This is a genomic window from Labrys neptuniae, from assembly GCF_040797145.1.
GTDB lineage: Bacteria > Pseudomonadota > Alphaproteobacteria > Rhizobiales > Labraceae > Labrys > Labrys neptuniae.
The window spans coordinates 708,686-730,676 of record NZ_JBFNQD010000002.1 but is presented as its reverse complement, the minus strand read 5'-3'; the positions used below and the strand labels follow the sequence as shown (position 1 = coordinate 730,676).

General features: G+C 64.7%; 23 protein-coding genes. 11 read left to right on the top strand and 12 right to left on the bottom strand.

The window, feature by feature from the left end; genetic code table 11:
- Nucleotides 1-35: 35 nt before the first annotated feature.
- A complete protein-coding gene (locus tag ABXS05_RS10625) occupies nucleotides 36-2,054 on the top strand; it encodes an FUSC family protein (RefSeq protein WP_367623858.1) in 2,019 nt (672 codons plus the stop codon).
- Nucleotides 2,055-2,260: 206 nt separating this feature from the next.
- Here ABXS05_RS10625 and glnT read toward each other — a convergent pair whose 3' ends face one another.
- The 10 genes from glnT to ABXS05_RS10575 all read right to left on the bottom strand — a co-directional run bounded on the left by glnT (nucleotide 2,261) and on the right by ABXS05_RS10575 (nucleotide 10,396).
- On the bottom strand, nucleotides 2,261-3,568 hold the full coding sequence (gene glnT, locus ABXS05_RS10620) for a type III glutamate--ammonia ligase (protein WP_068296614.1): 1,308 nt from the start codon (nucleotides 3,566-3,568) through the stop codon (nucleotides 2,261-2,263).
- Nucleotides 3,569-3,789: 221 nt separating this feature from the next.
- Nucleotides 3,790-5,115, bottom strand: a complete 1,326-nt coding sequence (locus ABXS05_RS10615) for an FMN-binding glutamate synthase family protein (protein WP_068296611.1) — start codon at nucleotides 5,113-5,115, stop codon at nucleotides 3,790-3,792.
- A gap of 93 nt (nucleotides 5,116-5,208) precedes the next feature.
- On the bottom strand, nucleotides 5,209-5,907 hold the full coding sequence (locus tag ABXS05_RS10610) for a GXGXG domain-containing protein (protein ID WP_311937874.1): 699 nt from the start codon (nucleotides 5,905-5,907) through the stop codon (nucleotides 5,209-5,211).
- 33 nt (nucleotides 5,908-5,940) lie between these two features.
- On the bottom strand, nucleotides 5,941-6,837 hold the full coding sequence (locus ABXS05_RS10605; protein WP_367623857.1) for a class II glutamine amidotransferase: 897 nt from the start codon (nucleotides 6,835-6,837) through the stop codon (nucleotides 5,941-5,943).
- 146 nt (nucleotides 6,838-6,983) lie between these two features.
- Nucleotides 6,984-7,265, bottom strand: coding sequence for a hypothetical protein (locus ABXS05_RS10600; RefSeq protein WP_156771760.1), 282 nt, complete (start codon nucleotides 7,263-7,265; stop codon nucleotides 6,984-6,986).
- A gap of 95 nt (nucleotides 7,266-7,360) precedes the next feature.
- Nucleotides 7,361-8,062, bottom strand: a complete 702-nt coding sequence (locus tag ABXS05_RS10595) for a hypothetical protein (protein ID WP_367623856.1) — start codon at nucleotides 8,060-8,062, stop codon at nucleotides 7,361-7,363.
- 21 nt (nucleotides 8,063-8,083) lie between these two features.
- Nucleotides 8,084-9,505, bottom strand: a complete 1,422-nt coding sequence (locus ABXS05_RS10590; protein ID WP_311937869.1) for an APC family permease — start codon at nucleotides 9,503-9,505, stop codon at nucleotides 8,084-8,086.
- Entirely contained in the window at nucleotides 9,502-9,684 is a 183-nt protein-coding gene (locus ABXS05_RS10585; RefSeq protein WP_068296597.1) for a hypothetical protein, read from the bottom strand. The genes ABXS05_RS10590 and ABXS05_RS10585 overlap by 4 nt, the downstream gene beginning before the upstream one ends.
- 10 nt (nucleotides 9,685-9,694) lie before the next feature.
- Nucleotides 9,695-10,093: a hypothetical protein gene (locus ABXS05_RS10580; protein WP_068296588.1), complete on the bottom strand. Its 399-nt coding sequence runs from the start codon at nucleotides 10,091-10,093 to the stop codon at nucleotides 9,695-9,697.
- A gap of 9 nt (nucleotides 10,094-10,102) precedes the next feature.
- On the bottom strand, nucleotides 10,103-10,396 hold the full coding sequence (locus ABXS05_RS10575) for a hypothetical protein (protein ID WP_068296585.1): 294 nt from the start codon (nucleotides 10,394-10,396) through the stop codon (nucleotides 10,103-10,105).
- Between the two features lie 179 nt (nucleotides 10,397-10,575).
- Between ABXS05_RS10575 and ABXS05_RS10570 the strand changes: the two genes are divergently transcribed.
- On the top strand, nucleotides 10,576-11,103 hold the full coding sequence (locus ABXS05_RS10570) for a hypothetical protein (protein WP_367623855.1): 528 nt from the start codon (nucleotides 10,576-10,578) through the stop codon (nucleotides 11,101-11,103).
- Nucleotides 11,104-11,114: 11 nt separating this feature from the next.
- Entirely contained in the window at nucleotides 11,115-11,918 is an 804-nt protein-coding gene (locus ABXS05_RS10565; RefSeq protein WP_245314995.1) for a helix-turn-helix domain-containing protein, read from the top strand.
- 15 nt (nucleotides 11,919-11,933) lie between these two features.
- Here the strand turns inward: ABXS05_RS10565 and ABXS05_RS10560 are convergent, their stop codons facing one another.
- A complete protein-coding gene (locus tag ABXS05_RS10560) occupies nucleotides 11,934-13,085 on the bottom strand; it encodes a hypothetical protein (RefSeq protein ID WP_367623854.1) in 1,152 nt (383 codons plus the stop codon).
- 265 nt (nucleotides 13,086-13,350) lie between these two features.
- Here ABXS05_RS10560 and ABXS05_RS10555 point away from each other — a divergent pair, with 265 nt between their 5' ends.
- The 7 genes from ABXS05_RS10555 (at nucleotide 13,351) to ABXS05_RS10525 (ending at nucleotide 20,124) form a co-directional block, all read left to right on the top strand.
- On the top strand, nucleotides 13,351-14,556 hold the full coding sequence (locus ABXS05_RS10555) for an ABC transporter substrate-binding protein (protein WP_367623853.1): 1,206 nt from the start codon (nucleotides 13,351-13,353) through the stop codon (nucleotides 14,554-14,556).
- A gap of 296 nt (nucleotides 14,557-14,852) precedes the next feature.
- The gene (locus tag ABXS05_RS10550; RefSeq protein ID WP_367623852.1) at nucleotides 14,853-16,712 is read left to right on the top strand and encodes an ABC transporter permease; all 1,860 of its coding nucleotides are present in this window, start codon (nucleotides 14,853-14,855) and stop codon (nucleotides 16,710-16,712) included.
- Nucleotides 16,709-17,497, top strand: coding sequence for an ABC transporter ATP-binding protein (locus ABXS05_RS10545; RefSeq protein WP_367623851.1), 789 nt, complete (start codon nucleotides 16,709-16,711; stop codon nucleotides 17,495-17,497). Before ABXS05_RS10550 ends, ABXS05_RS10545 begins: the two co-directional genes overlap by 4 nt.
- Complete coding sequence (locus tag ABXS05_RS10540; protein ID WP_367623850.1) at nucleotides 17,494-18,198, top strand: ABC transporter ATP-binding protein; 705 nt, start codon at nucleotides 17,494-17,496, stop codon at nucleotides 18,196-18,198. Before ABXS05_RS10545 ends, ABXS05_RS10540 begins: the two co-directional genes overlap by 4 nt.
- A 128-nt stretch (nucleotides 18,199-18,326) precedes the next feature.
- Complete coding sequence (locus tag ABXS05_RS10535) at nucleotides 18,327-18,629, top strand: hypothetical protein (protein WP_311937852.1); 303 nt, start codon at nucleotides 18,327-18,329, stop codon at nucleotides 18,627-18,629.
- A 35-nt stretch (nucleotides 18,630-18,664) separates the two neighbouring features.
- Nucleotides 18,665-19,339, top strand: a complete 675-nt coding sequence (locus ABXS05_RS10530; protein WP_311937850.1) for a sigma-70 family RNA polymerase sigma factor — start codon at nucleotides 18,665-18,667, stop codon at nucleotides 19,337-19,339.
- Entirely contained in the window at nucleotides 19,336-20,124 is a 789-nt protein-coding gene (locus ABXS05_RS10525; protein ID WP_367623849.1) for an anti-sigma factor family protein, read from the top strand. The genes ABXS05_RS10530 and ABXS05_RS10525 overlap by 4 nt, the downstream gene beginning before the upstream one ends.
- A 134-nt stretch (nucleotides 20,125-20,258) precedes the next feature.
- Here the strand turns inward: ABXS05_RS10525 and ABXS05_RS10520 are convergent, their stop codons facing one another.
- Complete coding sequence (locus ABXS05_RS10520) at nucleotides 20,259-21,119, bottom strand: DUF2189 domain-containing protein (RefSeq protein ID WP_367623848.1); 861 nt, start codon at nucleotides 21,117-21,119, stop codon at nucleotides 20,259-20,261.
- A 226-nt stretch (nucleotides 21,120-21,345) separates the two neighbouring features.
- Here ABXS05_RS10520 and ABXS05_RS10515 point away from each other — a divergent pair, with 226 nt between their 5' ends.
- On the top strand, nucleotides 21,346-21,903 hold the full coding sequence (locus tag ABXS05_RS10515; protein WP_367623847.1) for an NADPH-dependent FMN reductase: 558 nt from the start codon (nucleotides 21,346-21,348) through the stop codon (nucleotides 21,901-21,903).
- The last annotated feature ends 88 nt before the right edge of the window (nucleotides 21,904-21,991 follow it).

The following is a 21,991-nucleotide window of genomic DNA, read 5'->3' as shown; positions in this document are numbered from 1 at the left end:
TATTCCATTCCCGTCCTGGCGCTATAAGCGCCTGCATGACCGCCCTGTCCACGTCCACGCATGGGCCGACGCCCTTCTGGACTCGGCTGACCCAGGCGCCGCCCGGCACCAGCTGGAGAGGCATCGCCTTCGCCTTGCGGACGACAGCCGCCTCGCTGATCGCGCTCTACATCGCCTTCCTGATCAATCTGGACAGCCCGAAATGGGCGGCGATGACGGTTTGGATCGTCGCCCAGGGCAACCGTGGCATGACGCTGTCGAAGGCGCGTTATCGCGTTATCGGCACCTTCGCGGGAACGGGTATCGCCGTCACCCTCACGGCCTTGTTCGCCCAGGCGCCGGAATTGCTGCTCTGCGCCCTCGCTATCTGGATCGGGCTATGCACCGGCGTCGCCACGGCGCTGCGGAATTTCCGGGCCTATGGCGCGGTGCTCGCCGGCTATACCGCGGCGATCATCACCCTGGATGCGGCGGCCACCCCCTCGCAGATCTTCGACGTCGCCGAGGCGCGTCTCATCTATATCCTGCTCGGTATCGGGGTGGAGGCAACGCTGAGCGCCATCCTTGCCCCCTCCCGCCCCCTGGACGATGTCCGCGCCGGCCTGGGCGCCTATATCCGGCAAGCCGCCGGCATCTGCGCCCGTGCCCTCGGCGGAGAAGCGGCGGCGACCCCGGCGCTGCAGCGCCTGTTCGCCAAGGCCCTCGCCCTGGACACCACGGCCGAATATGCCGCGTCCGCCTCCACCGTCGCGCGCGGCGCCCTCGGACATGTCCGCGCCGCCGCGAGCGCAACCCTGGCCCAGCTCGCCGCCGCGCACAGCCTGCGTGACTATCTGGCCCGACGGGACAGCGGGGAAGATGCGTTGCTGGCCGAGAGCGCGGGAGTGCTGCAAGCTGTCGCCAATGGCAACACCAACGAGCAGGCGACAATCGTCGCCTTGCGTGAGCGCCTGGATGCGGCCTGCCCTGGTGACCATGGCGAACACGGGAACGAGCGGTCGTTCCTGCATGACCGGCTCGACGCGCTGCTCTCTTCCCTGCAGACGGCCTTGATGCGCCAGGCTCTCCTGGCGCGGCCAACGCCACCGCCCTCGCGCCTAGACTTCGCCTTCCACATCGACTTGACGGCCGCGCTGCATAACGGCATCCGCGCCATCGCTGCCGTCCTGCTGGCCTCCGCCGCCTGGATCCTGACGGCAGCGCCGACGGGCTCGGGCTTCGTCACCATCGTCAGCGTGGTCTGCGCCCTGTTCGCCACGCGGGACAATCCCGTCGCCGCCGGCCTCGGTTTCCTGAAAGGCACCGGCTGGGCCTTTGCCGCGAGCGCCATCTGCAATTTCGCGCTGATCCCGATGATCTCCGGCTTCCCTCTGCTCGCCGTCGTGATCAGCCTGTTCATGCTTCCTGCCGGGATCGCCATGCGCCATCCACGCACCGCGGCCCCCGCCGCTAGCTTTGCCATCTTCTTCTGGGACCTGGTGGGGCCGAGCAACGACGTGCGCACCGAGGCTGCCGGCTTCTTCAATGGCAGCCTGACGCTGCTGGCCGGCATCGCCTGCGGCACGCTCGCCTTCGCCTTGCTGTTCCCGCCGAATGTCCAGGCGACGCGACGCCGCCTGCACCGGGCCATACGGCGCGATCTCGCCTTGATCGGCAGCACCCCGGGGATCTGGACCTCGGTGGAATGGTTCAGCCGGACCGCGGACCGCTTCGGCCGGCAGCTTGCCGCTGAAAAAGCCCTGCCCGCCGCCGTGATGGACCAGGACATGGCCGGCATGCTGGCGGCGCTGACCATCGGCGCGGCCGCCATGGACCTCGACAGTCTGGCCAAGACCCAGAAGGCCGCCATGCGACCAATTCGCTCCGTACTGCGCCGTCTGGCTTCAGCCGATCCGCAGGCCCTGGCCCGGGCTGCCCGGCAGGCAGCAGCGCGTCTGCTTCGGCAGGCTCGGCGGGCGGACAACCACGCCTCGCGCGAGCTGTATCGGGCCGGGGTGCTGCTGCAGGAAATTGCGCGCGAAGCCACGGAACAGGCCGCGTTTCTGCAGGGGTGAGAACACCGTTCGGAAGAGGGCGGTGGTGGCACCGCCATGGGCTTATGCGGTGGCACTGCCCCTCACCCTCACCCTTACCCTCTCCCCGCAAGGAGCGGGGCGAGGGTAAGGGTGAGGGGCAGCACAAGCCTCTGTGGGCGATTCCAAAAAAGAAAGGCGCCGGATGGCTCCGGCGCCCCTTGATCTTTCTGGCCTGTCCGCAGCGATCAGATGTCGAGCGTGTGGTCACGTTCCCACTGGGTCAGATGGCTGGCGTAGCTGTTCCATTCCTGACGCTTGAGCTTGAGATAGGCAGCCGAAAAGTCATTGCCCAAAGCGGCCTTCAGTGACTCGTCCGCGTCGAAGTTGCGCAGGGCATCGAGCAGGTTCAGCGGCAGCTTGGGCGCGTCCGTCACAGTATGGCCCATCTGATACATGTCGATGTCGTAGCGCTTGCCGGGATCGGCCTTGGAATGGATGCCGTCGAGGCCGGCGGCGACGATCACGGCCTGCATCAGATAGGGGTTGGCGGCGCCGTCGGGCAGGCGCAGCTCGAAGCGGCCCTTGCCGGGCACGCGCACCATGTGGGTGCGGTTGTTGCCGGTCCAGGTCACCGAATTCGGGGCCCAGGTCGCGCCCGAGATGGTGCGGGGGGCGTTGATGCGCTTGTAGGAATTCACCGTCGGATTGGTGATCGCCGACAGGCTTTCGGCATGCTTCATGATGCCGCCGAGGAAGTGATAGCCCTGCCGCGACAGGCCCATCTCGTCCTTGTTGTCGTAGAACATGTTGACCTTGCCGGTCTCGTCCCACACCGAGATATGGGCATGGCAGCCCGAGCCGGTCAGCCCCATGAAGGGCTTGGGCATGAAGGTGGCGCGCAGGCCGTGCTTCTCGGCGACCGAGCGCACCATGAACTTGAAGAAGGAGTGCCGATCGGCCGTGATGAGGCAGTCGTCGAAGTTCCAGTTCATCTCGAACTGGCCGTTGGCGTCCTCGTGGTCGTTCTGGTAGGGGCCCCAGCCCAGTTCCAGCATGTAGTCGCAGATCTCGGCAATGACATCATAGCGGCGCATCAGGGCCTGCTGGTCGTAGCAGGGCTTGGCGGCGCAATCCATGGCATCGGAGATGGCCGTGCCGTCGGCATCGATCAGGAAGAACTCGGCCTCGACGCCGGTCTTCACATAGAGCCCTTCCTTGGCCGCATTGGCCATGACGTTCTTGAGCACCACGCGCGGCGCCTGGCCGACATGCTTGTCTTCCATGACGCAATCGGCGGGGACCCAGGCAACCTCCTTCTTCCAGGGCAGCTGGATCACCGCGCTGGGATCGGGCAGGCCGAAAAGATCGGGATGGGCCGGTGTCAGGTCCAGAAAGGTGGCAAAGCCGGCGAAACCGGCACCGTCCTTCTGCATGTCGGCGATCGCTGCTGCCGGAACCAGCTTGGCACGCTGGGCGCCGAACAGGTCCGTATAGGAAATCATAAAATAGCGAATGCCTTTTTCCCTAGCGAGCGTCGCCAGATCCTGGGTCATGGTCAAAGTTCCTGGTTCGGGATGTCTATCGTTTTGATTTATAAGGTATTCTGTCATTCCCGTTGGCTTCGGCCCTGATACCTTCCTATCCCGGGGGATCGGAAGGCCTACTCGGCTCTTTGAAGCCCACTGCGAAATCCGACGTCCGGAGAACCGAATTTCACCTGGGGATGGCAGTACGCAAAGGGCGCCCGCCTGCTGGCGAGCGCCCTTTCATGATGTCAGAAACCCTGCCCGGGAATCCAGCTCGTACCGGCCAGCGGTACGCGGGCCATGGCCGCAGCCTCGATGGTGAGGGCGCACAGATCTTCCGGCTCGAGATTATGCACGTGGTTCTTGCCGCAGGCACGGGCGATGGTCTGGGCCTCCAGCGTCATCACCTTGAGATAGTTGGCCAGGCGACGGCCAGCCTTGACCGGATCGAGCCTTTCCATCAACTCGGGATCCTGGGTGGTGATGCCGGCAGGGTCCTTGCCCTCGTGCCAATCGTCATAGGCGCCGGCAGTGGTGCCGAGCTTGCGGTATTCGTCCTCAAGCGCGGGATCATTGTCGCCGAGGGCGATCAGGGCGGCCGAACCAACGGAAACCGCATCCGCGCCGAGCGCCAGGGCCTTGGCGACATCGGCCCCGTTGCGGATACCGCCGGAGACGATCAACTGCACCTTGCGATGCATGTTAAGATCCTGCAGCGCCTGCACGGCGGGACGGATACAGGCAAGGGTGGGCTGACCGACATTCTCGATGAAGACTTCCTGGGTGGCGGCCGTGCCGCCCTGCATGCCGTCGAGCACCACCACGTCGGCACCGGCCTTCACCGCCAGCGCCACGTCGTAATAGGGCCTGGCGCCGCCGACCTTCACATAGATTGGCTTTTCCCAATCGGTGATTTCGCGCAGCTCCAGGATCTTGATCTCGAGATCGTCCGGCCCGGTCCAGTCGGGGTGGCGGCAGGCGGAGCGCTGGTCGATACCCTTGGGCAGCGTACGCATCTGGGCGACGCGGTCGGAGATCTTCTGGCCGAGCAGCATGCCGCCGCCGCCGGGCTTGGCGCCCTGGCCGACCACGACCTCGATGGCGTCGGCCTTGCGCAGATCATCCGGATTCATGCCGTAGCGCGACGGCAGATATTGGTAGACCAGGGTCTTGGACTGGCCGCGCTCTTCCGGCGTCATGCCGCCGTCGCCGGTGGTGGTCGAGGTGCCGGCCAGCGAGGCGCCGCGTCCGAGGGCTTCCTTGGCACGGCCCGACAGCGAGCCGAAGCTCATGCCGGCGACGGTGATCGGGATCTTCAATTCGATCGGCTTCTTGGCGAAGCGCGAGCCGAGCACGACATTGGTGGCGCAGCGCTCGCGATAGCCTTCGAGCGGATAGCGCGAGATCGAGGCGCCGAGGAAGAGCAGGTCGTCGAAATGCGGGACCTTGCGCTTGGCGCCGCCGCCGCGGATGTCATAGATGCCGGTGGTGGCGGCGCGGCGGATCTCGGACAGGGTGTAATCGTCGAAGGTCGCGGACTTGCGCGGAACGGTCGGCGGATTGTGATAGCTCATGAAAGGATCCCTGGGATCGCAGGCGTCTCTGCCTGCTCTTGAAAACGGCGACGCTTCGGGAAGAGGCAGGCTAGAAGCCTGCGATCCCAGGCATCAATACGCATCCGCATTGTCGATGTTGAAGTTGTAGAGCGTACGGGCCGAGCCGTAGCGCTTGAACTCCTCGGGCTTGACGTCGGTGAAGCCGGCCTTGGCCAGCAACCCACCGAGGATTTCCAGATGCTCGGGACGCATCTCCTTCTCGATGCAGTCGGCCCCCAGGCTCTTCACCTTGCCGCGCACGAACAAGCGAGCCTCGTAGATCGAGTCGCCCAGGGCGTCACCGGCATCGCCGCAGACCACCAGATTGCCCGACTGCGCCATGAAGGCGGACATGTGGCCGATATTGCCCTTCACCACGATGTCGATGCCCTTCATCGAGATGCCGCAGCGCGAGGAGGCATTGCCTTCGATCACCAGGATACCGCCCTTGCCGGTGGCGCCGGCATATTGGCTGGCATCGCCCTTGATGCGGACTTCGCCCGACATCATGTTCTCGGCCACGCCCGGGCCGGCGGAGCCGTGCACGACGACAGTGGCTTCCTTGTTCATGCCGGCACAGTAATAGCCGACACTGCCCTTGACATCGATGCGTACGGGCGCGTCGACACCCACGGCCAGGGCATGCGAGCCCTTGGGATTGCTCACCTCCCAGGACGTGGCGTTGGTGCCGGCCTTGAGGGCGTGCAGGGCCTGGTTGAGCTCGCGCAGCGGCGTCTTGGCCAGATCGATTTTTTCAACGTCCGTGCTCACGCTCGCGACTTTCTTCGCAAGTTGATCCATGCCTCAGCGCTCCCAGAAATAGACGGTGGCGGGCTCGGGCTCCCACACCTTGGCATCCTCGATGCCGGGCAGGTTGACCAGAGCGCGATATTCGGACCCGAAGGCGACATATTGATCGGTCTCGGCGAGCACGGCCGGCTTGCACGCGACAGGATCGCGCACGACCCCGAAGCCGTCCTTGGTGCCGACCACGAAGGTGAAGAAGCCGTCGAGATCGTCGAGACCCTTCTCCATGGCCTCGCCGAGATTGAGGCCCTGATTCATGCGCCAGGTCAGATAGGCGGCCGCGACCTCGGAGTCGTTCTCGGTCTCGAAGCTCATGCCGTCATGCCTGAGTTCGCGGCGCAGATTGTTGTGGTTGGACAGCGAACCGTTGTGCACGAGGCACTCGTCGGCGCCGGTCGAAAAGGGATGGGCGCCGAGCGTGGTCACCGCCGATTCCGTCGCCATGCGGGTATGGCCAATGCCATGGCTGCCCGTCATCTCGGCGAGACCGAAGCGCTTGGCGACCTCGGTGGGGTAGCCCACTTCCTTGTAGATCTCGATCGCTTCACCCGCGCCCATGATGCGGATCGAAGGGCGCTCCGCCTTGATGGCCTGGCGAGCCGCCTCGGCCTTGTCGGCATCGAGGACGAGAACGGCGTGGGTGTCCTTCGGCGAGATGGAGACCTTGGCACCCACGGCCTTTTCGACCAGGGCAGCGAGGCCCTCGAAATCCTTGGCTGGATCGGCCGACTGGACGGTGATCTTGGCCTTGCCGGCTTGCGGCGCGCCATAGATCGCGAACCCGGCCGAGTCCGGGCCGCGGTCGCACATGGTGGCGAGCATACCCGACAGGAGCGTACCCAATTGGGGCTCCAGGCTCTTATCCTTCAGAAACAGGCCGACAATGCCACACATAGCACGGGTCCCTCATGCGATTGATTTCAGGGAGGCTAGCAATTTCCTGAGGCGCCAGCAATATCCACCTGAACATTTTTTTCCTGTGAGGAATATTTTTTTGGAAACGGATTTTCCTCACAGGAAACAGCCAAAAAATGAAGCTCTCAGGCCTGCTGGCGCCAGCGTTCCCAGCGCAGGCGCGCCACCCGGTAGGCATCCGGGATCGAAAGCGCCCAGACGAACAGGCCTCCCGCCATGCGGCCGATCGGAGACGTCTCCGGTGTCGACAAATGCCAACTCAGAAAGGCGAACAGGAGCGTGAAGAACGCAAATCCCAACCCGCGCATCTGGCGGCCGAGAGCGACATGGCCGACCCCTGGAAGCGCAACGGCGAGGGCGAGGATGAGATAGGGATGAAAGGGTTTCGCGAGCATGGCTGCGGCCATGGCGCCCTCCTGACGGTGATTCATGCATTGCGATTCTGGTTCAATCGCCATTGCGGGAGCGGCGAAGCAATCCAGACGTCCATTCATAACAGCCTCTAGGCCCGCTGGCCGCGCGTCTGCGCCAACTGCGCTGGCGTCGGTGCGGGCGACAGCCTGCGGGCGATCTCCTCCAGGCCGTCATAAAGCCGCATGAACAAAGCGGGATCGAAACCTGCGTCGCCGAAATCGCATTGGCGCAGCAGCAGATGCTGGCCTCGCTGCCCTTCGGCGGCCTGAAAGATCACCCTCAAGCCGGCCGGCATCACCAGCACTTCCTTGACCCTGGGGTCGGCCATCAGGTCTGCGATCGCCCGCTCCGCCTGGGCCAGGAAGGCTGCACCGCGCCGCCGGCCTCGTACCATCACGTCCTCGGGCAGGCTGGCGGGCGGCTCGAGACGCGCCGGCAAATCGGGCGTGCGGGCGTAGAACTCGCTGCCGGAAGGGCGCGCCAACACGCCGAAGGCAGCTCCCCCCGGCAGCGGCGTCATGACCGTCAGCGAAAGCCAAAGCTGCGGCAAGCGCCGCAGCGTCATCGTATCGGGCATCAATTCGACGATGACGCGACGGCCGGCGATCTCACCGGACAACCGGGGAAATCCCCCGACGCCATCCGCCTGCTCCACCCGCTCGAACAGCGGGTGGCAATCGGCCAGCAGGGCCCTCCGCCGGCGCCAAAGCGCCGACCTCTCGCGATTCAACAGCCAGCCCAGGCCGGCAAAGCCCGCCGCCAGGACTGCGAGAAATGCGAACAAGGTCATGCTGGCCGCCTCCTCATCGCCTCAATATCCCCTGGGCCGAGGCCAGGGCATGGTGAACTGGTCGCCGCGCCGCACATATTTGTAGCGGTGGAAGGCAAACCACATCGAGACCACGATATAGAACACCATCATGGCGATGAGCTGGGTGCCATAGCCCAGGAACACCGCGAAATAGGCGGTCGAGCACAGCAGGAACAGCACGATCGCCGGCAGCGGATGCAGGGGATGCACATAGCCGCGCTTGATGCTGCCCACCGGCCATTTCCAGCGGAACATCATCACGTTGAACGTCATGTAGGAGTAGCCGAGCAGGCCCGACAGGATCGAGAAGGTCACCACCTGGTCGAGCGGCGCTCCCAGGGCGAAGATCAGCGCGATCGGCACCAGGAAGAAGATCGACCGGAAGGGCGTGCGGTATTTCGGATGCACGGCGCCGAACCAGGCCGGCATGTAGCGATCACGCCCCATGGAGAACCAGGCACGCGAGGCATCGTTGATGCAGCCATTGGCCGAAGCCAGCGTGGCGAAGATGGTGCCCACGAACAACAGGACCATCAGCCCGGTCGAGCCGGTCATGCGGGCCGCGTCGAACAAGGGCGTTGTGGCCTGGCCGAGATATTCCCAGGGCATCAGGCTGACGCAGACATACCAGGTCATGGCGGCGGCGATCAGCAGGGTGATCATGCCGAGCATGGTGCCGAACGGCAGCGAGCGCGCGGGCGAACGCACCTCCTCGGCCGCCTGGCAGGTGCCCTCGATGCCGAGATAGAACCACAGGCCGAAATGCAGCGAAGCAACCACGCCGAGCCAGCCATAGGGCAGGCCCGTCAGCAATTCGGCAGGCTTGAGCAGGTCCTCCGACCACGGCTTGGCGCCGACGAACAGGAAGACGATGGCGAGGAAGGCGATGGCGGTGATCACCAGGTTGAAGGTGAGCGTGGCATAGACGCCGCGATAGTTCAGCAGGGCCAGGCCCATGATGGTGAGCACGATGAAGGGCTTGTCATGCACCGCATCGAAACCGGCCATGCCGCCCACCGTCTGGATCAGATAGCCGGCGGTGATCGCATTGGCCGCTTCGAGCATGGTGTAGGCCATCACCAGATAGAGGCCGACATTGAAGGCCATCAACGGGCCGACGATGTGCTTGGCCTGGGCATATTGGCCACCGGCCGCAGCGACGGTCGAGGTCACCTCGGAATCGATCATGGCCACGCAGGTATAGAGCAGGCCCGCCGTCCAGCACGCGATCAGGGCCGCGAGCGCCCCGCCCTTGCCGACGGCGAAGTTCCAGCCCATGAACTCGCCGACCAGCACGATGCCGACCCCGAGCGCCCAGACATGGGCGGGGCCGAGCACGCGCAGCAGCGAGATCTTCTCGCCATGGATGACGGTCTGCTGGACATGCGCCGAAGCCCCCGCATTGGAGGTGATCTCACTCATTTTGCACCTCTATGCGTTGGGTCGATGATCAGCTCATCTTCGATTTCGCCTTCGCGGGAGGACATCAGCATGTCCTCCGAATAGGTCGCGTTGGTCTTGATCAGGTCGTAGAGCATCCAGGCGCCGATCAGGATCGAGATCGCCCAGGCCGCATATTCGAGAAGATGGAACGTATTCACGGCAGCGCCCTCACTTGTCGCCGAAGCGTTCGGCGATCACATCCCGGTATTCCTTTTCCGAGAAGTAGATCAGGAAGCCGAAATAGATCACGATGATCGCCGCAGTGAGCAGGAAGGCCAGCAGCGAGAAGGAATAATCGAAGCGCGAGGCGATGATCGGCGCTGCCGTTTCGGCGGTATAGCCGAGCTTTTCCCACAGCGACTGGGCGAACGACGATTGTCCCATGCCGGCCCAGCTCTTGTCCGAAAAGGTCAGATCCACCTTGCCCCCCCCGGCAAGCCCAAGGGCGATGGGCGCGAACAGGCTGGCGATCACTAGGGCGAGTAGCACGATGGAATCGATGACCTGGCCGAGCGCCGATTGTTCGGGCGGCTGATAGGGTGTCTTGCCTGAAGGTGTCTTGGCCATGTCAGCTCCTCACCGCTTGCTCTTCTTCATTTCATCGATGTAGTGGAGGTCGAGCCCGTAGAGATGCAGCTTGTCCTCGTGATAGTGGCGCAGCAGCGCGATGATCGCGGCCGTGTTGAACAGCAGCACCAGGCCCCCGGCGATGAGCAGGGCAATGGTGATGCCCGTCGAGCCGCTGTCGGGCGCTATCTTGAAGAAGACGAAAAGCAGGATGAGCCAGAGGGCGCCGATGGCGCCGAAAGCCCAGGCGCGGTCGCGGCGATACATCACCTCGATCCGCGGATCTTCCGATCCCGGTGTCATTGATATTTCCTCCCCGAATATCGCCTCTGGCGGGTTCGCTTTTGTTACTGAGAGGCAATTTGTTTTTATGCCAGGAAAGTCTGCGCCCGTTGCGCGGCCCCTGTCAAGCGCTTGTCTGACAAGAAACTTCGCATTCGCGACATTCTTTGGCAGATTCACGCCATTTTTCTGAACGTTTAATGCTCGGAAAATTTCTTGCACTTCAGGAAGACCCGCAGCAAGATCACCGGGAGCAGGAGGCGGGCATGAGGGTCCACTGCAGTTTGCGCGTGCGCAGACGATGCCGGAAGACGGGCGGCGATTCGCCCATCGATCCTGCGCGGCTGGCCGGGGACGCGGCGCTGCCGGGCGAAAAATGCCCTTCGATCGCCTCTCCCTTCAAAAATCGCAGCTTCTTGTCTGGAATCCCGGCCTGTGGTCGCCATATTGGCGGGATAACGAGCGGCATCCAGCTTGTCGCTCGGTGGGTCGCACGATATTTTTTCAAGCGTCAGCCCAATGCAGCCGAGGAGTTGGCTGTCGCACAGCTGGGCAACCGCAACAGGGTTGCCTTCATACGAGCGGGAACGACTCTCCTCTCGTTACGAGAGAGCGTGTTTTTTCTGAAGCCGGCCGCGGTCTTGGAATTCAGAACGTCCGGCTGCGAGGCAAATGGGAATGAGCGGGGAGGAAGCGCCGAACGCGCCATGCTCTCTGCAGGGACGTGAAAGGAACGAGCATGACGAAGCGGGTGGTTACACCGGCTGTCAGGACAGTGCCGACGCCCACCGCCGGGCGTGGAGGCCAGACGGTCATTGCCCCGACATTGGGCCCCCGTTATGCCGATCCAATCGATCCGGACGATGGCGAAGGCCTGTTCTCGGATGCCTTTCCCACCCGCGAACTGCCGCCCGCCTCCGCCTTTCCGGGCCAGGACCCGCATGCGCTCGGCGGCGCCCGCGACAATATTCTGGAAGTGGCGATCGGACGCGAGGTTCGCTCCTTCCGCAACAAGCTCGGCATCACCGTCGCCGACCTGGCCGCCGCGACGGGCCTGTCGCTCGGCATGCTCTCCAAGATCGAGAATGGCGTGACCTCGCCCTCGCTCACCACGCTGCAGACCCTGTCGCGTGCCCTCGGCGTGCCGGTGACCGCCTTCTTCCGGCGCTTCGAGGAACGGCGCGAGGCGGTGTTCGTCAAGGCCGGCGAAGGCCTCCTGATCGAGCGGCGCGGCACGCGCGCCGGCCATCAATATCGCCTGCTCGGCCACAATGCCGGCAATACCGGCCGCGTGGTGGTCGAACCCTATGTCATCACGCTGACGGAAGAGTCCGACGTCTTCCCGCTGTTCCAGCATTCGGGCCTGGAGTTCATCTACATGCTGGAAGGCGAGGTGGTCTACCGCCACGCCGACAAGCTCTACCACCTCACGCCCGGCGACAGCCTGTTCTTCGACGCCGATGCCCCGCACGGCCCCGACGAGATGCGGCAATTGCCGATCCGCTTCCTATCGATCATCTCCTACGCGAAGGATGAGGTGTAGGGAGCAAGCGGCTCGCTATCCGCGGCCCGCAGCCGTCTTCGGCGCGTCTGAGAAAGAACCGAGCGGCAGGGCCCGCAGGAAGCTCATCGCCACCGTGGTGCAGAGAATGAGCGAGGCTCCATGAAGGCTGAAAGGCAATTTCAGCTGACGCTCGAGCCATTCCCCTCCCAGGCAACTGGTGATCTGAAACGCGCAAAGCATCCAGAAAACAAGTCTGGAGCGCGTCACGAACCCCGCCTGTGCGCCATTGCGAAGCCAAGTTCGCATATAGGCAAAACAAAAGAGCGGAAGCAGCAAGGCAAGCAAGAGCAGCCGAAGCGGGCGACCATAGCCCAGCCAAGCATAAGCGGTATCGAGCGATGGACCGAACGCCAGAAGCAGTGACATGACATGGCCCAGAACGATATCGGCCAGCAGCGGCGGCCAGATCAATGCCAGGCTCGCCGTCCTTCCGGCAAGGACCGCTTCGTGGTTTGGAACCGCCTGAGGTGCGATATCGAGCCAAGTCTGGTCAACGAGCAGCAAGTTCACGATGACGGCCGCAACGCATACCACCAGCAGGAAACCGGCCAAAATCAACCAGATATCGGTTCCGACCCAGCCCGTCTGCGTCAGGTCCGCAAGCTGAGCCACATTCTTCGGAAAGCTTGAGACGATGCTGGCCACCCAGACCAGCCAGAAACCGTTGCCAAATCCCAGCAGAGTGATGCGATCGACGAGCCACCACAGCAGGACGGCGCCCCCGAGCAAGGTGGCAATCGTTACCGGGACGAAACCGCCTTGCTCTTCGGCGACAAGATTGGGTCCCTGTTGCAACGCCAGGGCCACGCCATAGGCTTGAAAGACTGCGATCGCGATGGCGGCGAGACGCGCATAATCGCTCAGCTTGAACATGTTTTCGGCAGAAGCCTTCTGCCATCGTGCCAGGCTGGGAACCAGCAGCTTTGCCATTTCCAGATAGGCCAACGCAGTGAAGAGCGAAGTGAGACCGAGCGCGAAGATGGAGATCTGCTTCAGCATTCCATGGCTGAAGGGACCGAACAGCGACTCCATCGCTTCCTGGCTCAACCCCGGCAGCGGAATGACGTTACCCAGCCGGCATAGCGCCAGGAGCAACACCAGCAAAGCCAGGCGAAACAATAATCGTCTGCCGCCTGCCGCAGCCATGCCAGTTTCCTTCCAGCTCTTGAGCGCATCCTGCTCCAGCGTGCCATCCTCGGCAAGGCGCCGCCCTCGGCCGCTCGAGCATTCGACTTGACAACGGCAACCTTCGCAGCGGAAACTCGTTTGCATACGAACGATTTTCCGCCGTTTCAGCCTGCCTGCGGCGGTTTGCGCCCTCTCCCAGCAGCCATGAGGCTGGACCGGGAGGACGCGAGCCGACACAGTCCAAGAATCATAAAGCCTCCAACATCCAGAGCGGAGACCCTGAATGCGGATCTTGTCTCGACTGGCCCTCGCGGGCACCGTCGCCGTAACCTTGTTCACGGCCCTTCCTTCCCTTGCGGCCGACAGCATCAAGATCGGCGAGATCAATTCCTATTCCGGCCTTCCCGCCTTCACCGAGCCCTACCGCAAGGGCTGGCAGCTCGCGCTGGAGGAAATCAACGCCGCCGGCGGCGTCAACGGCAAGCCGATCGAGGTGATCTCCAAGGATGATGGCGGCAAGCCGGCCAGCGCCATCACCGCTGCCAACGAGCTCACTTCGAGCGATGGCGCGGTCATGCTGATGGGCACCTTCTTCTCCAATGTCGGTCTGGCCGTCTCCGACTTCGCCAAGCAGAAGGACGTGATGTTCCTGGCAGCCGAGCCGCTGACGGACGCCATCACCTGGTCGAAGGGCAATGCCCAGACCTTCCGCCTGCGCCCCTCCAACTACATGCAGGCGGCGATGCTGGCGGAAGAAGCCGCCAAGCTGCCGGCGAAGAACTGGGCCACGGTGGCGCCCAATTACGAGTATGGCCAGTCGGCCGTCGCCGTGTTCAAGCAGATCCTCAGCGCCAAGCGCCCCGACGTGAAATGGGTGGGCGAGCAGTGGCCGACGCAGGGCAAGATCGATGCCGGCCCGGTGGTGGAGGCCCTCATCGCCACCAAGCCTGACGCCATCCTAAACGTCACCTTCGGCGGCGATCTCGTAAAATTCGTGCGCGAGGGCTCGACCCGCGGCCTGTTCAAGGACCGCGCCGTGGTGAGTTTCCTCACCGGCGAGCCCGAATATCTCGCCCCCCTGAAGGATGAGGCGCCGACTGGCTGGATCGTCACCGGCTATCCCTGGAATGCGGTGAAGACCCCGGCGCACGAGGCCTTTCTCAAGGCCTACCAGGCCAAGTACAACGATTATCCGCGTCTTGGTTCGATCGTCGGCTACGTCACCATGAAGGCTGCCGCCGCGATCCTCGCCAAGGCCGGTTCGACGGAGACCGCCGCGCTGATCAAGGCGGCCGAGGGCCTGCCGCTGGACACCCCTTTCGGGCCGATCCGCTTCCGCGCCATCGACCATCAATCCACCATGGGCGCCTTCGTCGGCAAGACGGGGGTCGCGGACGGCAATGGCGTGATGACCGATTTCGTCTATCGCGATGGCAAGGACTATCTGCCGGATGACGCCACAGTGAAGGGCATGCGGCCGGCGCCGTGAAGGGCAGGCCAGGCCGGGAAGGGCGGAACAAGCGCCCAAGAAGCCCAGAACGCCGCGGGGCCCCTCCCCCTACCCTCTCCCCGCAAGTGGCGGGGCGAGGGGGACTCCGACCGGGCGTCTCGAACTGAAAGCATCCAATCTCGCCCGACCATTGGGCGCGAGGAGCGATCAAAGGATCAATCGCAACGCCTGCGCCCCCCTCGCCCCGTCCTTACGGGGAGAGGGTAGGGGTGAGGGGCTGCACCACCGATCAGACAAGCCACCTGATCTCCGACGCTCCCCAATTTGAGGTCTTCGTGGGAACCATCATCGCCCAATTCCTGAGCGGCCTTGCCGGGGCTGCCTCCCTGTTCCTGGTCGCATCGGGCCTGTCGCTGATCTTCGGCGTGACCCGCATCGTCAATTTCGCCCATGGCGCCTTCTACATGCTGGGCGCCTATGTCGCCTGCACGCTTGCCAATGCCTGGTCCGGTCCGCTCGGCTTCTGGCTGGCTCTGCCGGCCGCCGTGGCGATCGTGGCGGTCATGGGCGGCCTGCTGGAGATGACGCTGCTTCGACGGATCTATCGGGCGCCGGAACTGTTCCAACTGCTCGCCACCTTCGGCGTCACCCTGGTGGTACAGGACCTCGTGGTGATCGTCTTCGGCGCCGACGACCTGCTGGGGCCACGCGCGCCGGGCTTGAAGGGCGCGGTCGAGATCGCCGGCAAGGCGATCCCCGCCTATGACCTCTTCCTCATCGCCATGTCGCCTTTGGTGCTCGGCCTGATCTGGCTGCTGCTCAACCGCACCCGCTGGGGCATCCTGGTGCGGGCCGCCACGCAGGACCGCGACATGGTCGCCGCCCTCGGCGTCAACCAGAAATGGCTGTTCACCGGCGTGTTCATGCTGGGCGTCGGCCTCGCCGCGCTCGGCGGGGCCCTGCAGATCCCGCGCGACGCCGTCACCCACCAGATGGACCTCGCCATCATCGTCGAGGCCTTCATCATCGTGGTCACCGGCGGGCTCGGCTCCATCGTGGGCGCGCTCGTCGCCGCCATCCTGATCTCCGAGCTCAACGCCTTCGGCATCCTCGCCTTTCCCAAGATTTCGATCGTGCTGATCTTCCTGGTGATGGCGGTGGTGCTGGTGGTCAGGCCCTGGGGCCTGTTCGGCAAGCCGACGAGCCCGCAGCGCCCGGCCCTGGGCCTCACTACACAGCCCTGGCAGCCCATGCGAACGTCCGGACGGCTGCTCATAGCCGCAGCCATCGCCCTTGCCGCATTGCTTCCGCTCGGCGCCAGCCCCTATGTGCTGTCGGTGGGCAGCGAGATCCTGATCTTCGTGCTCTTTGCGGCCAGCCTGCAGTTCCTGGTTTCGGTCGGCGGCCTCGTCTCCTTCGGCCATGCCGCCTTTTTCGGCCTGGGCAGCTATGGCGCCGCTCTGCTGACGACGATGCTGGGCTGGCCAATGGAAGCCGTGCTGCTGGCCGCGCCCCTGCTCGCGCTGGCAGGAGCCGTGCTGTTCGCCGGCTTCGCCGTTCGGCTTTCGGGCGTGTATCTCGCCATGCTCAGCCTCGCCTTCGCGCAGATCTGCTGGTCGATCGCCTCGCAATGGGTCGACTTCACCGGCGGCGACAATGGCATCTTGAGCGTATGGCCAGCGAAATGGGCTGCCAAGCCCTGGGCCTTCTACGAGTTGACCTTGGTTCTGGCCATGCTGGGGGTCGGCCTGCTCAGGCTCGCCACCTTCGCCCCTTTCGGCTTCATGCTGCGGGCCGTGCGCGATTCCGACCTGCGTGCCGAGGCGGTCGGCATCGCCAAGGCGCCGGTGCAATGGGCCGCTTTCGTGCTGGCGGGCCTGCTGGCCGGCGTTTCCGGCGCTCTGTTCGCCTTCCTCAAGGGCAGCGTGTTTCCCGATGCCTTCGGCGTCACGACCTCGGTGGACGGGCTGGTGATGGTGCTGCTCGGCGGCATGGGCAGTGTCTCCGGCGCCATGCTCGGCGCCGGCGTGTTCAAGACCCTGTCGATCTGGCTGATGAGCGCGACCGATTATTCCAAGCTTGCCATCGGCCTGTTCATCATCGCAGTCGTGGTGGTGCTGCCGCGCGGACTGGCGGGCCTGCGCGATCTCCTGCCGTCTCGAAATCTCTCACGGACCAAGGAGAACCGGCCATGACGGTGCTGCTGGAGGTCCAGGGGCTCGCCAAGACCTATGGCGGCGTCGAGGCGGTGAAGGACGTTTCGCTCACCGTCGCAGCCGGCGAGATGGTGGCGCTGATCGGCCCCAACGGCGCCGGCAAGAGCACCTGCTTCAACATGATCCACGGCCAGATCAAGCCCGATCGCGGCTCCATCCGCCTGTTCGGCCGCGAGACGGCCGGCATGCGGCCCGCCGCGATCTGCCGCCTCGGCGTCGGGCGCACCTTCCAGATCACCGCCACCTTCGCCTCGATGCGGGTGATCGAGAACCTCCAGGTCGCCCTGGCAAGCCATGACGGCATCATCTGGCGCCGCTTTGCCCGCCTCGACCGCTACAAGCGGACAGAAGCCCAGGCCCTGCTCGACCTCGTCGGCATCGGCGCCCTGGCCGACCATCCCTGCGGCGAGCTCGCCTATGGCGATCTCAAGCGGCTGGAACTGGCAGTGGCGCTCTCCAATGAGCCACGCCTCCTCTTGATGGACGAGCCGACAGCCGGCATGGCGCCGGGCGCGCGCATCGCCATGATGGCCCTGGCGGCCGGCATCGCTCGCCAGCGCGGCATCGGCATCCTGTTCACCGAGCATGACATGGACGTGGTGTTCGAGCATGCCGACAGGCTCCTCGTGCTCGATCGCGGCCGCCTGATCGCCGCCGGCGATGCCGACACCGTGCGCAACGACCCGCAGGTGCGCGCCGTCTATCTCGGCGACGGCACGGTCTTCGCGTCCGCCGCAATCCACGCGCAGGAGCCTGCCCGATGAAGCTGGAAATCGCCGCCCTCGACAGTTTCTACGGCCCAGCCCACATCCTGCACCAGGTCTGCCTCGAGATCGGGCCGGGCGAGGTCGTCGCCCTGCTCGGCCGCAACGGCGCCGGCAAATCCACCACCTTCCGCTCGATCATCGGGCTGGTCGCCGACCGGCGCGGCGCCATCCGCCTCGACGGTGCCGACATCATCCGCCTGCCCGTCTATGAGATCGCCCGCCGCGGCATCGGCTATGTGCCCGAGGATCGCCGCGTCTTCACCGACCTGACGGTCAGGGAGAACCTGGAAGTCGGCCGCCGCCCCCCACGCCAGAACCTGAAGCCCTGGACGCCGGAACGGCTCTACGAGCTCTTCCCCAATCTCGCTGCCATGCCGGGCCGGCTCGGCGGGCGGATGAGCGGCGGCGAGCAGCAGATGCTCACCATCGCCCGCACCTTGATGGGCAATCCCGCCATCGTGCTGCTGGACGAGCCTTCCGAGGGCCTCGCACCCAAGATCGTCGAGGACATGGCCCGCGCCATCCTGCGCCTCAAGCAGGAAGGGCTGTCGATCCTGCTCTCCGAGCAGAACCTGCATTTTGCCCACCTGATCGCCGACCGCGCCTACGTCATCGAGAGCGGCATGATCCGCTATTCCGGTACGATGGCGGCGCTGGAAGCCGACAGTGCCGTGCAGACGGAATATCTGGCGTTGTAGCCGGCCCAAGCCGGCAGCACGCAAAGCTCTTCTTCAAAAAAATCTTTGTCTTCGGGAATAAAACGCCGATTGCCGCGATCTGGATCGGCATGGGCTGCCGGCAGCCCCTTCCGTATCCGGAGCGCGAGATGACCCATTCCGACGAACCTCCTTCACCGGATGAGAACGGTGCCGGCCGTCGCTGGCGTAAGAGTCTTGTGGAGATGCCCGCGGTCCCCCGTTACTATCGCCCTGCCCTCGCGCGGCTCGTCCTGCAATTGGCCCTGCTGTCCCTGCCCGCCCTGATCGGGGCTCGGTGCCCGTTTGAAGTCATCGCCGACAACTTCGCCTTCGCGCAGCCCCGGGATTTCAGCTATTCCTGTTCTCGGCCCATGCCTTCTCAGTCCACGCCGATCACCGGCAAGGTCGCGATGCGGTGGGCTGCGCATTGATCGAACTCGGGCTGGGACGGGAAGGACGAGCGGCCATGACGGCCCATGCCGGCACGAATCCCGACATTCCCTGGCTGCTGCCGGCGATCCGGCGGCTGGCCGCGTGGTGGCATGGCGTCTGGACCATGGCCGCAAACGGGCAGCCTTCCGCCAGGACGGCAGGGAACGCCGACGCGCTCGCCCGGTTCCAGGCCGTAATGCTGCCGCATCTCGACGCGGCGCATAATCTGGCGCGTTATCTCTGCCGCGATGCCGACACGGCAGAGGACATCGTGCAGGAGGCTTTCCTGCGCGCCTTTCGCGGCTTTGCAGACTATCGGGGCGGCAGCGCGCGCGCCTGGCTCCTGACCATCGTGCGCAATTGCCATCGCTCCTGGTGGCAGGCACGCCAGCGCAGCGTCCGCACAGAGCCGCTCGACGCCGGTGAAGGCGAGGAGGAGAGGACCGACCTGCCGCATGAGGAGGCGAGTCCCGAAACCGCCTTGCTGCAGCAGGCCGAAGCAAGCGAGATCCGCGCGGTTCTCGACCGCCTGCCCGAAGCCTTCCGCGAAGTCCTGGTCCTCAGGGAAATGGAGGAGCTTTCCTATCGGGAGATCGCCGAAACGATTGCGGCCCCCATGGGCACGGTGATGTCGCGGCTCGCCCGCGCACGCACCCTGTTCGCTGCTGCCTGGAAGAACCGGCAGGCAACGCCGGGAGGAGAGGCATGAGCATGGCCGAGACACCGCACCAGGACTGGGACCGGCTGCTGCAGCTCTATGCCGATGGCGAACTCGACGCTGCCAATGCCCTGCGGGTGGAGGACCATCTCGCCGGTTGCCCCGATTGCACGGCGCGGCTGGCCGAAATCGAGGCGATCCGTGCGATCATTACCCAGGACGGCGTGCGCTGGCCGGCCTCAGCAGCCTTGCATGGCCGAGTGGCGGCGGCCCTGCGCCGCGAAGCCGGCGCTTCCCGGGCTTCCACCCTCGCTGGCCTCGACTGGCGCCTGCTCGTCGACCGCTTCACGCGCTGGAGCCTGCTGCCTTCGCTGGCCATCCTGGCGGCTTGTGTGCTGTTCGTGACGATGCGCCCCGAACCAGGTCCCTCGCTGGAGGACGAGCTGATTTCCAGCCATGTCCACTCCCTGCTCGCCAATCACCTGACCGACGTCGCTACCTCCGACCAGCACACCGTCAAGCCCTGGTTCAACGGCAAGATCGACTTCTCGCCGCCGGTGGTGGACCTCAAGGCGCGCGGCTTTCCGCTGGTCGGCGGGCGTGTGGACTATCTCAAGGGACGCGTCGTCGCCACGCTGATCTATCGGCGCAGCGGCCATGTCATCAATCTCTTCATCTGGCCTGCCGCGGGCGCCTCTGCCCCAGTCGGGGAGCGCGATGGCTATACGCTCCTGAACTGGACCCAGGCAGGGCTGAATTTCTGGGCTGTCTCCGACTTGAACGAGCCGGAACTGAAGCAATTCCAGCAGGATTTCGCCGAAGCGACACCGAAATGACGCCGGTATTTCGGCCCATCGAAGCCAATTGCCTCACACCTCGCATTGCCGGGCTCGTCCCGGCCGGTGCTTCGGGATCGCGTAAATGCCGGCATGCCCGGCTCAAGCCCGGGCATGCCGAGAACCAGTAACCACTACCCCACCGCCCGGCGGTAGAGGTGCCAGGTCGCGTGGCCGAGCACCGGCATGGCCACGATCAAGCCGAGCAATGCGGGGAGCGAGCCGAGCACCAGGGCGCAAGCGACGATGAAGCCCCAGGCCAGCATCGGGCCGGGATTGGCGCGCACCACATCCACCGAAGTCCTGACGGCGGTGCCGATCCTCACCTTGCGGTCGAGCAGCATCGGGAACGACACCACGCTGATCGCCAGCACCACCAGGGCGAACAGGAAGCCGGCTCCGACGCCGAGCACGATCATCGCCCAGCCGGCAGGCGTGGTGAAGACATCCGAGACGAAGGCGGAGACCGAGACCGGCAGGGCCGGGCCGAGCGTATAGCGATAGATCAGGGCGGCGACGCCGAGCCAGAGCGCGAAGATCACCGCCAGGATCAGGCTGAGCCCGAGAATGGCACCGAAATTGGGCGAGCGCGCCACGTCGAGCGTATGGGCCCAGGTGGCCTCGAGGCCCTGCTCGCGGCGGCGGCTCATTTCATAGAGGCCGATCGCGGCAACCGGGCCGACGAGCGCGAAGCCCGATACCAGCGGGAAGAGCATCGGCAGCATGCCGTTGCCGAAGGCGAACTGGGCCAGGACCAGGCCGGCGAGCGGATAGATCAAGCCGATGAAGATGACGTCGGTGCGATAGGCGCCGAAATCCTGGAAGCCCTTGGCCAGGACCTCGCGCAGATCGGCAAAACCGATCTGGCGGACGATGGGCGTCGAGGTTTCGAACTGGGCAGCGGGGCGATGCAGGGTGGTGCCGAGGGCGCCCACGCCATTGGCGGCACCGCGGACGGCATCGATACCCCATTCGACGGGATTTCTGATCGTCATGGTCCTACTCCCGAAAGGAATGAAGGCCGCGACCGAAGTGGAACGCCGGCGGGGTGCCGACGCCGAAACAGCCACGACGAGCGCGACCTGTAGATCCGCGACAATACGCCTCATGCGCGCGGATGTCAGCCGTCTATCTCGTCTCGATCCAGTCACTTGCGCGTGTGCTTGCCGCCCGTCCGGCCATCGGCAAGAGTGTTCTTTTGGGAGCGCTGCGGATTCGCCAATGATCACACTTCTCGCGCTATCCGGCAGCCTCCGCCTCGGCTCTTCGAATACGGTGCTGCTCGAAGCCGCCGCCTTGCTGGCGCCGGCCGGCATGCGCATTGCGGCCTATGACGGCATCGGTTCGCTGCCACATTTCAATCCGGATCTCGATGGCGACAATCCGCCTCGAAGCGTCATGGCGCTGCGCCATCTGGTCGGCGCCGCCGACGGGCTGATCATTTCCTGCCCCGAATATGCCCGCGGCATTCCCGGTTCCTTCAAGAACGCCCTGGACTGGCTGGTCGGCAGCTCCGAATTCCCCGGCAAGCCCATCGCCCTTTTCAATGCTTCGCCGCGCGCCAGTGACGCGCAGGCAGCCCTGCGCCTGGTGCTGACCACGATGTCGGCGCGCATCGTCGAGGAGGCCTCGATCACCCTGCCCTTGCTGGCGACGCGGATGGATGCCGCCGGCATGGCCGGAAATGTCGAAATTGCCGCTTCGGTCACCGCGGCACTGGCGGCCTTCGCGCGAGCCATCGAGACCTTCGCACAGGCAGAGCCGGGAGGCTCGGGCTAGATCAAAATGGCTTTTCTTCGAATCGCCATTTCGATCTAACTCTTTGTTTTAACGCATTTTCTTAATCGAAAAGTCTATCAACTTTTCT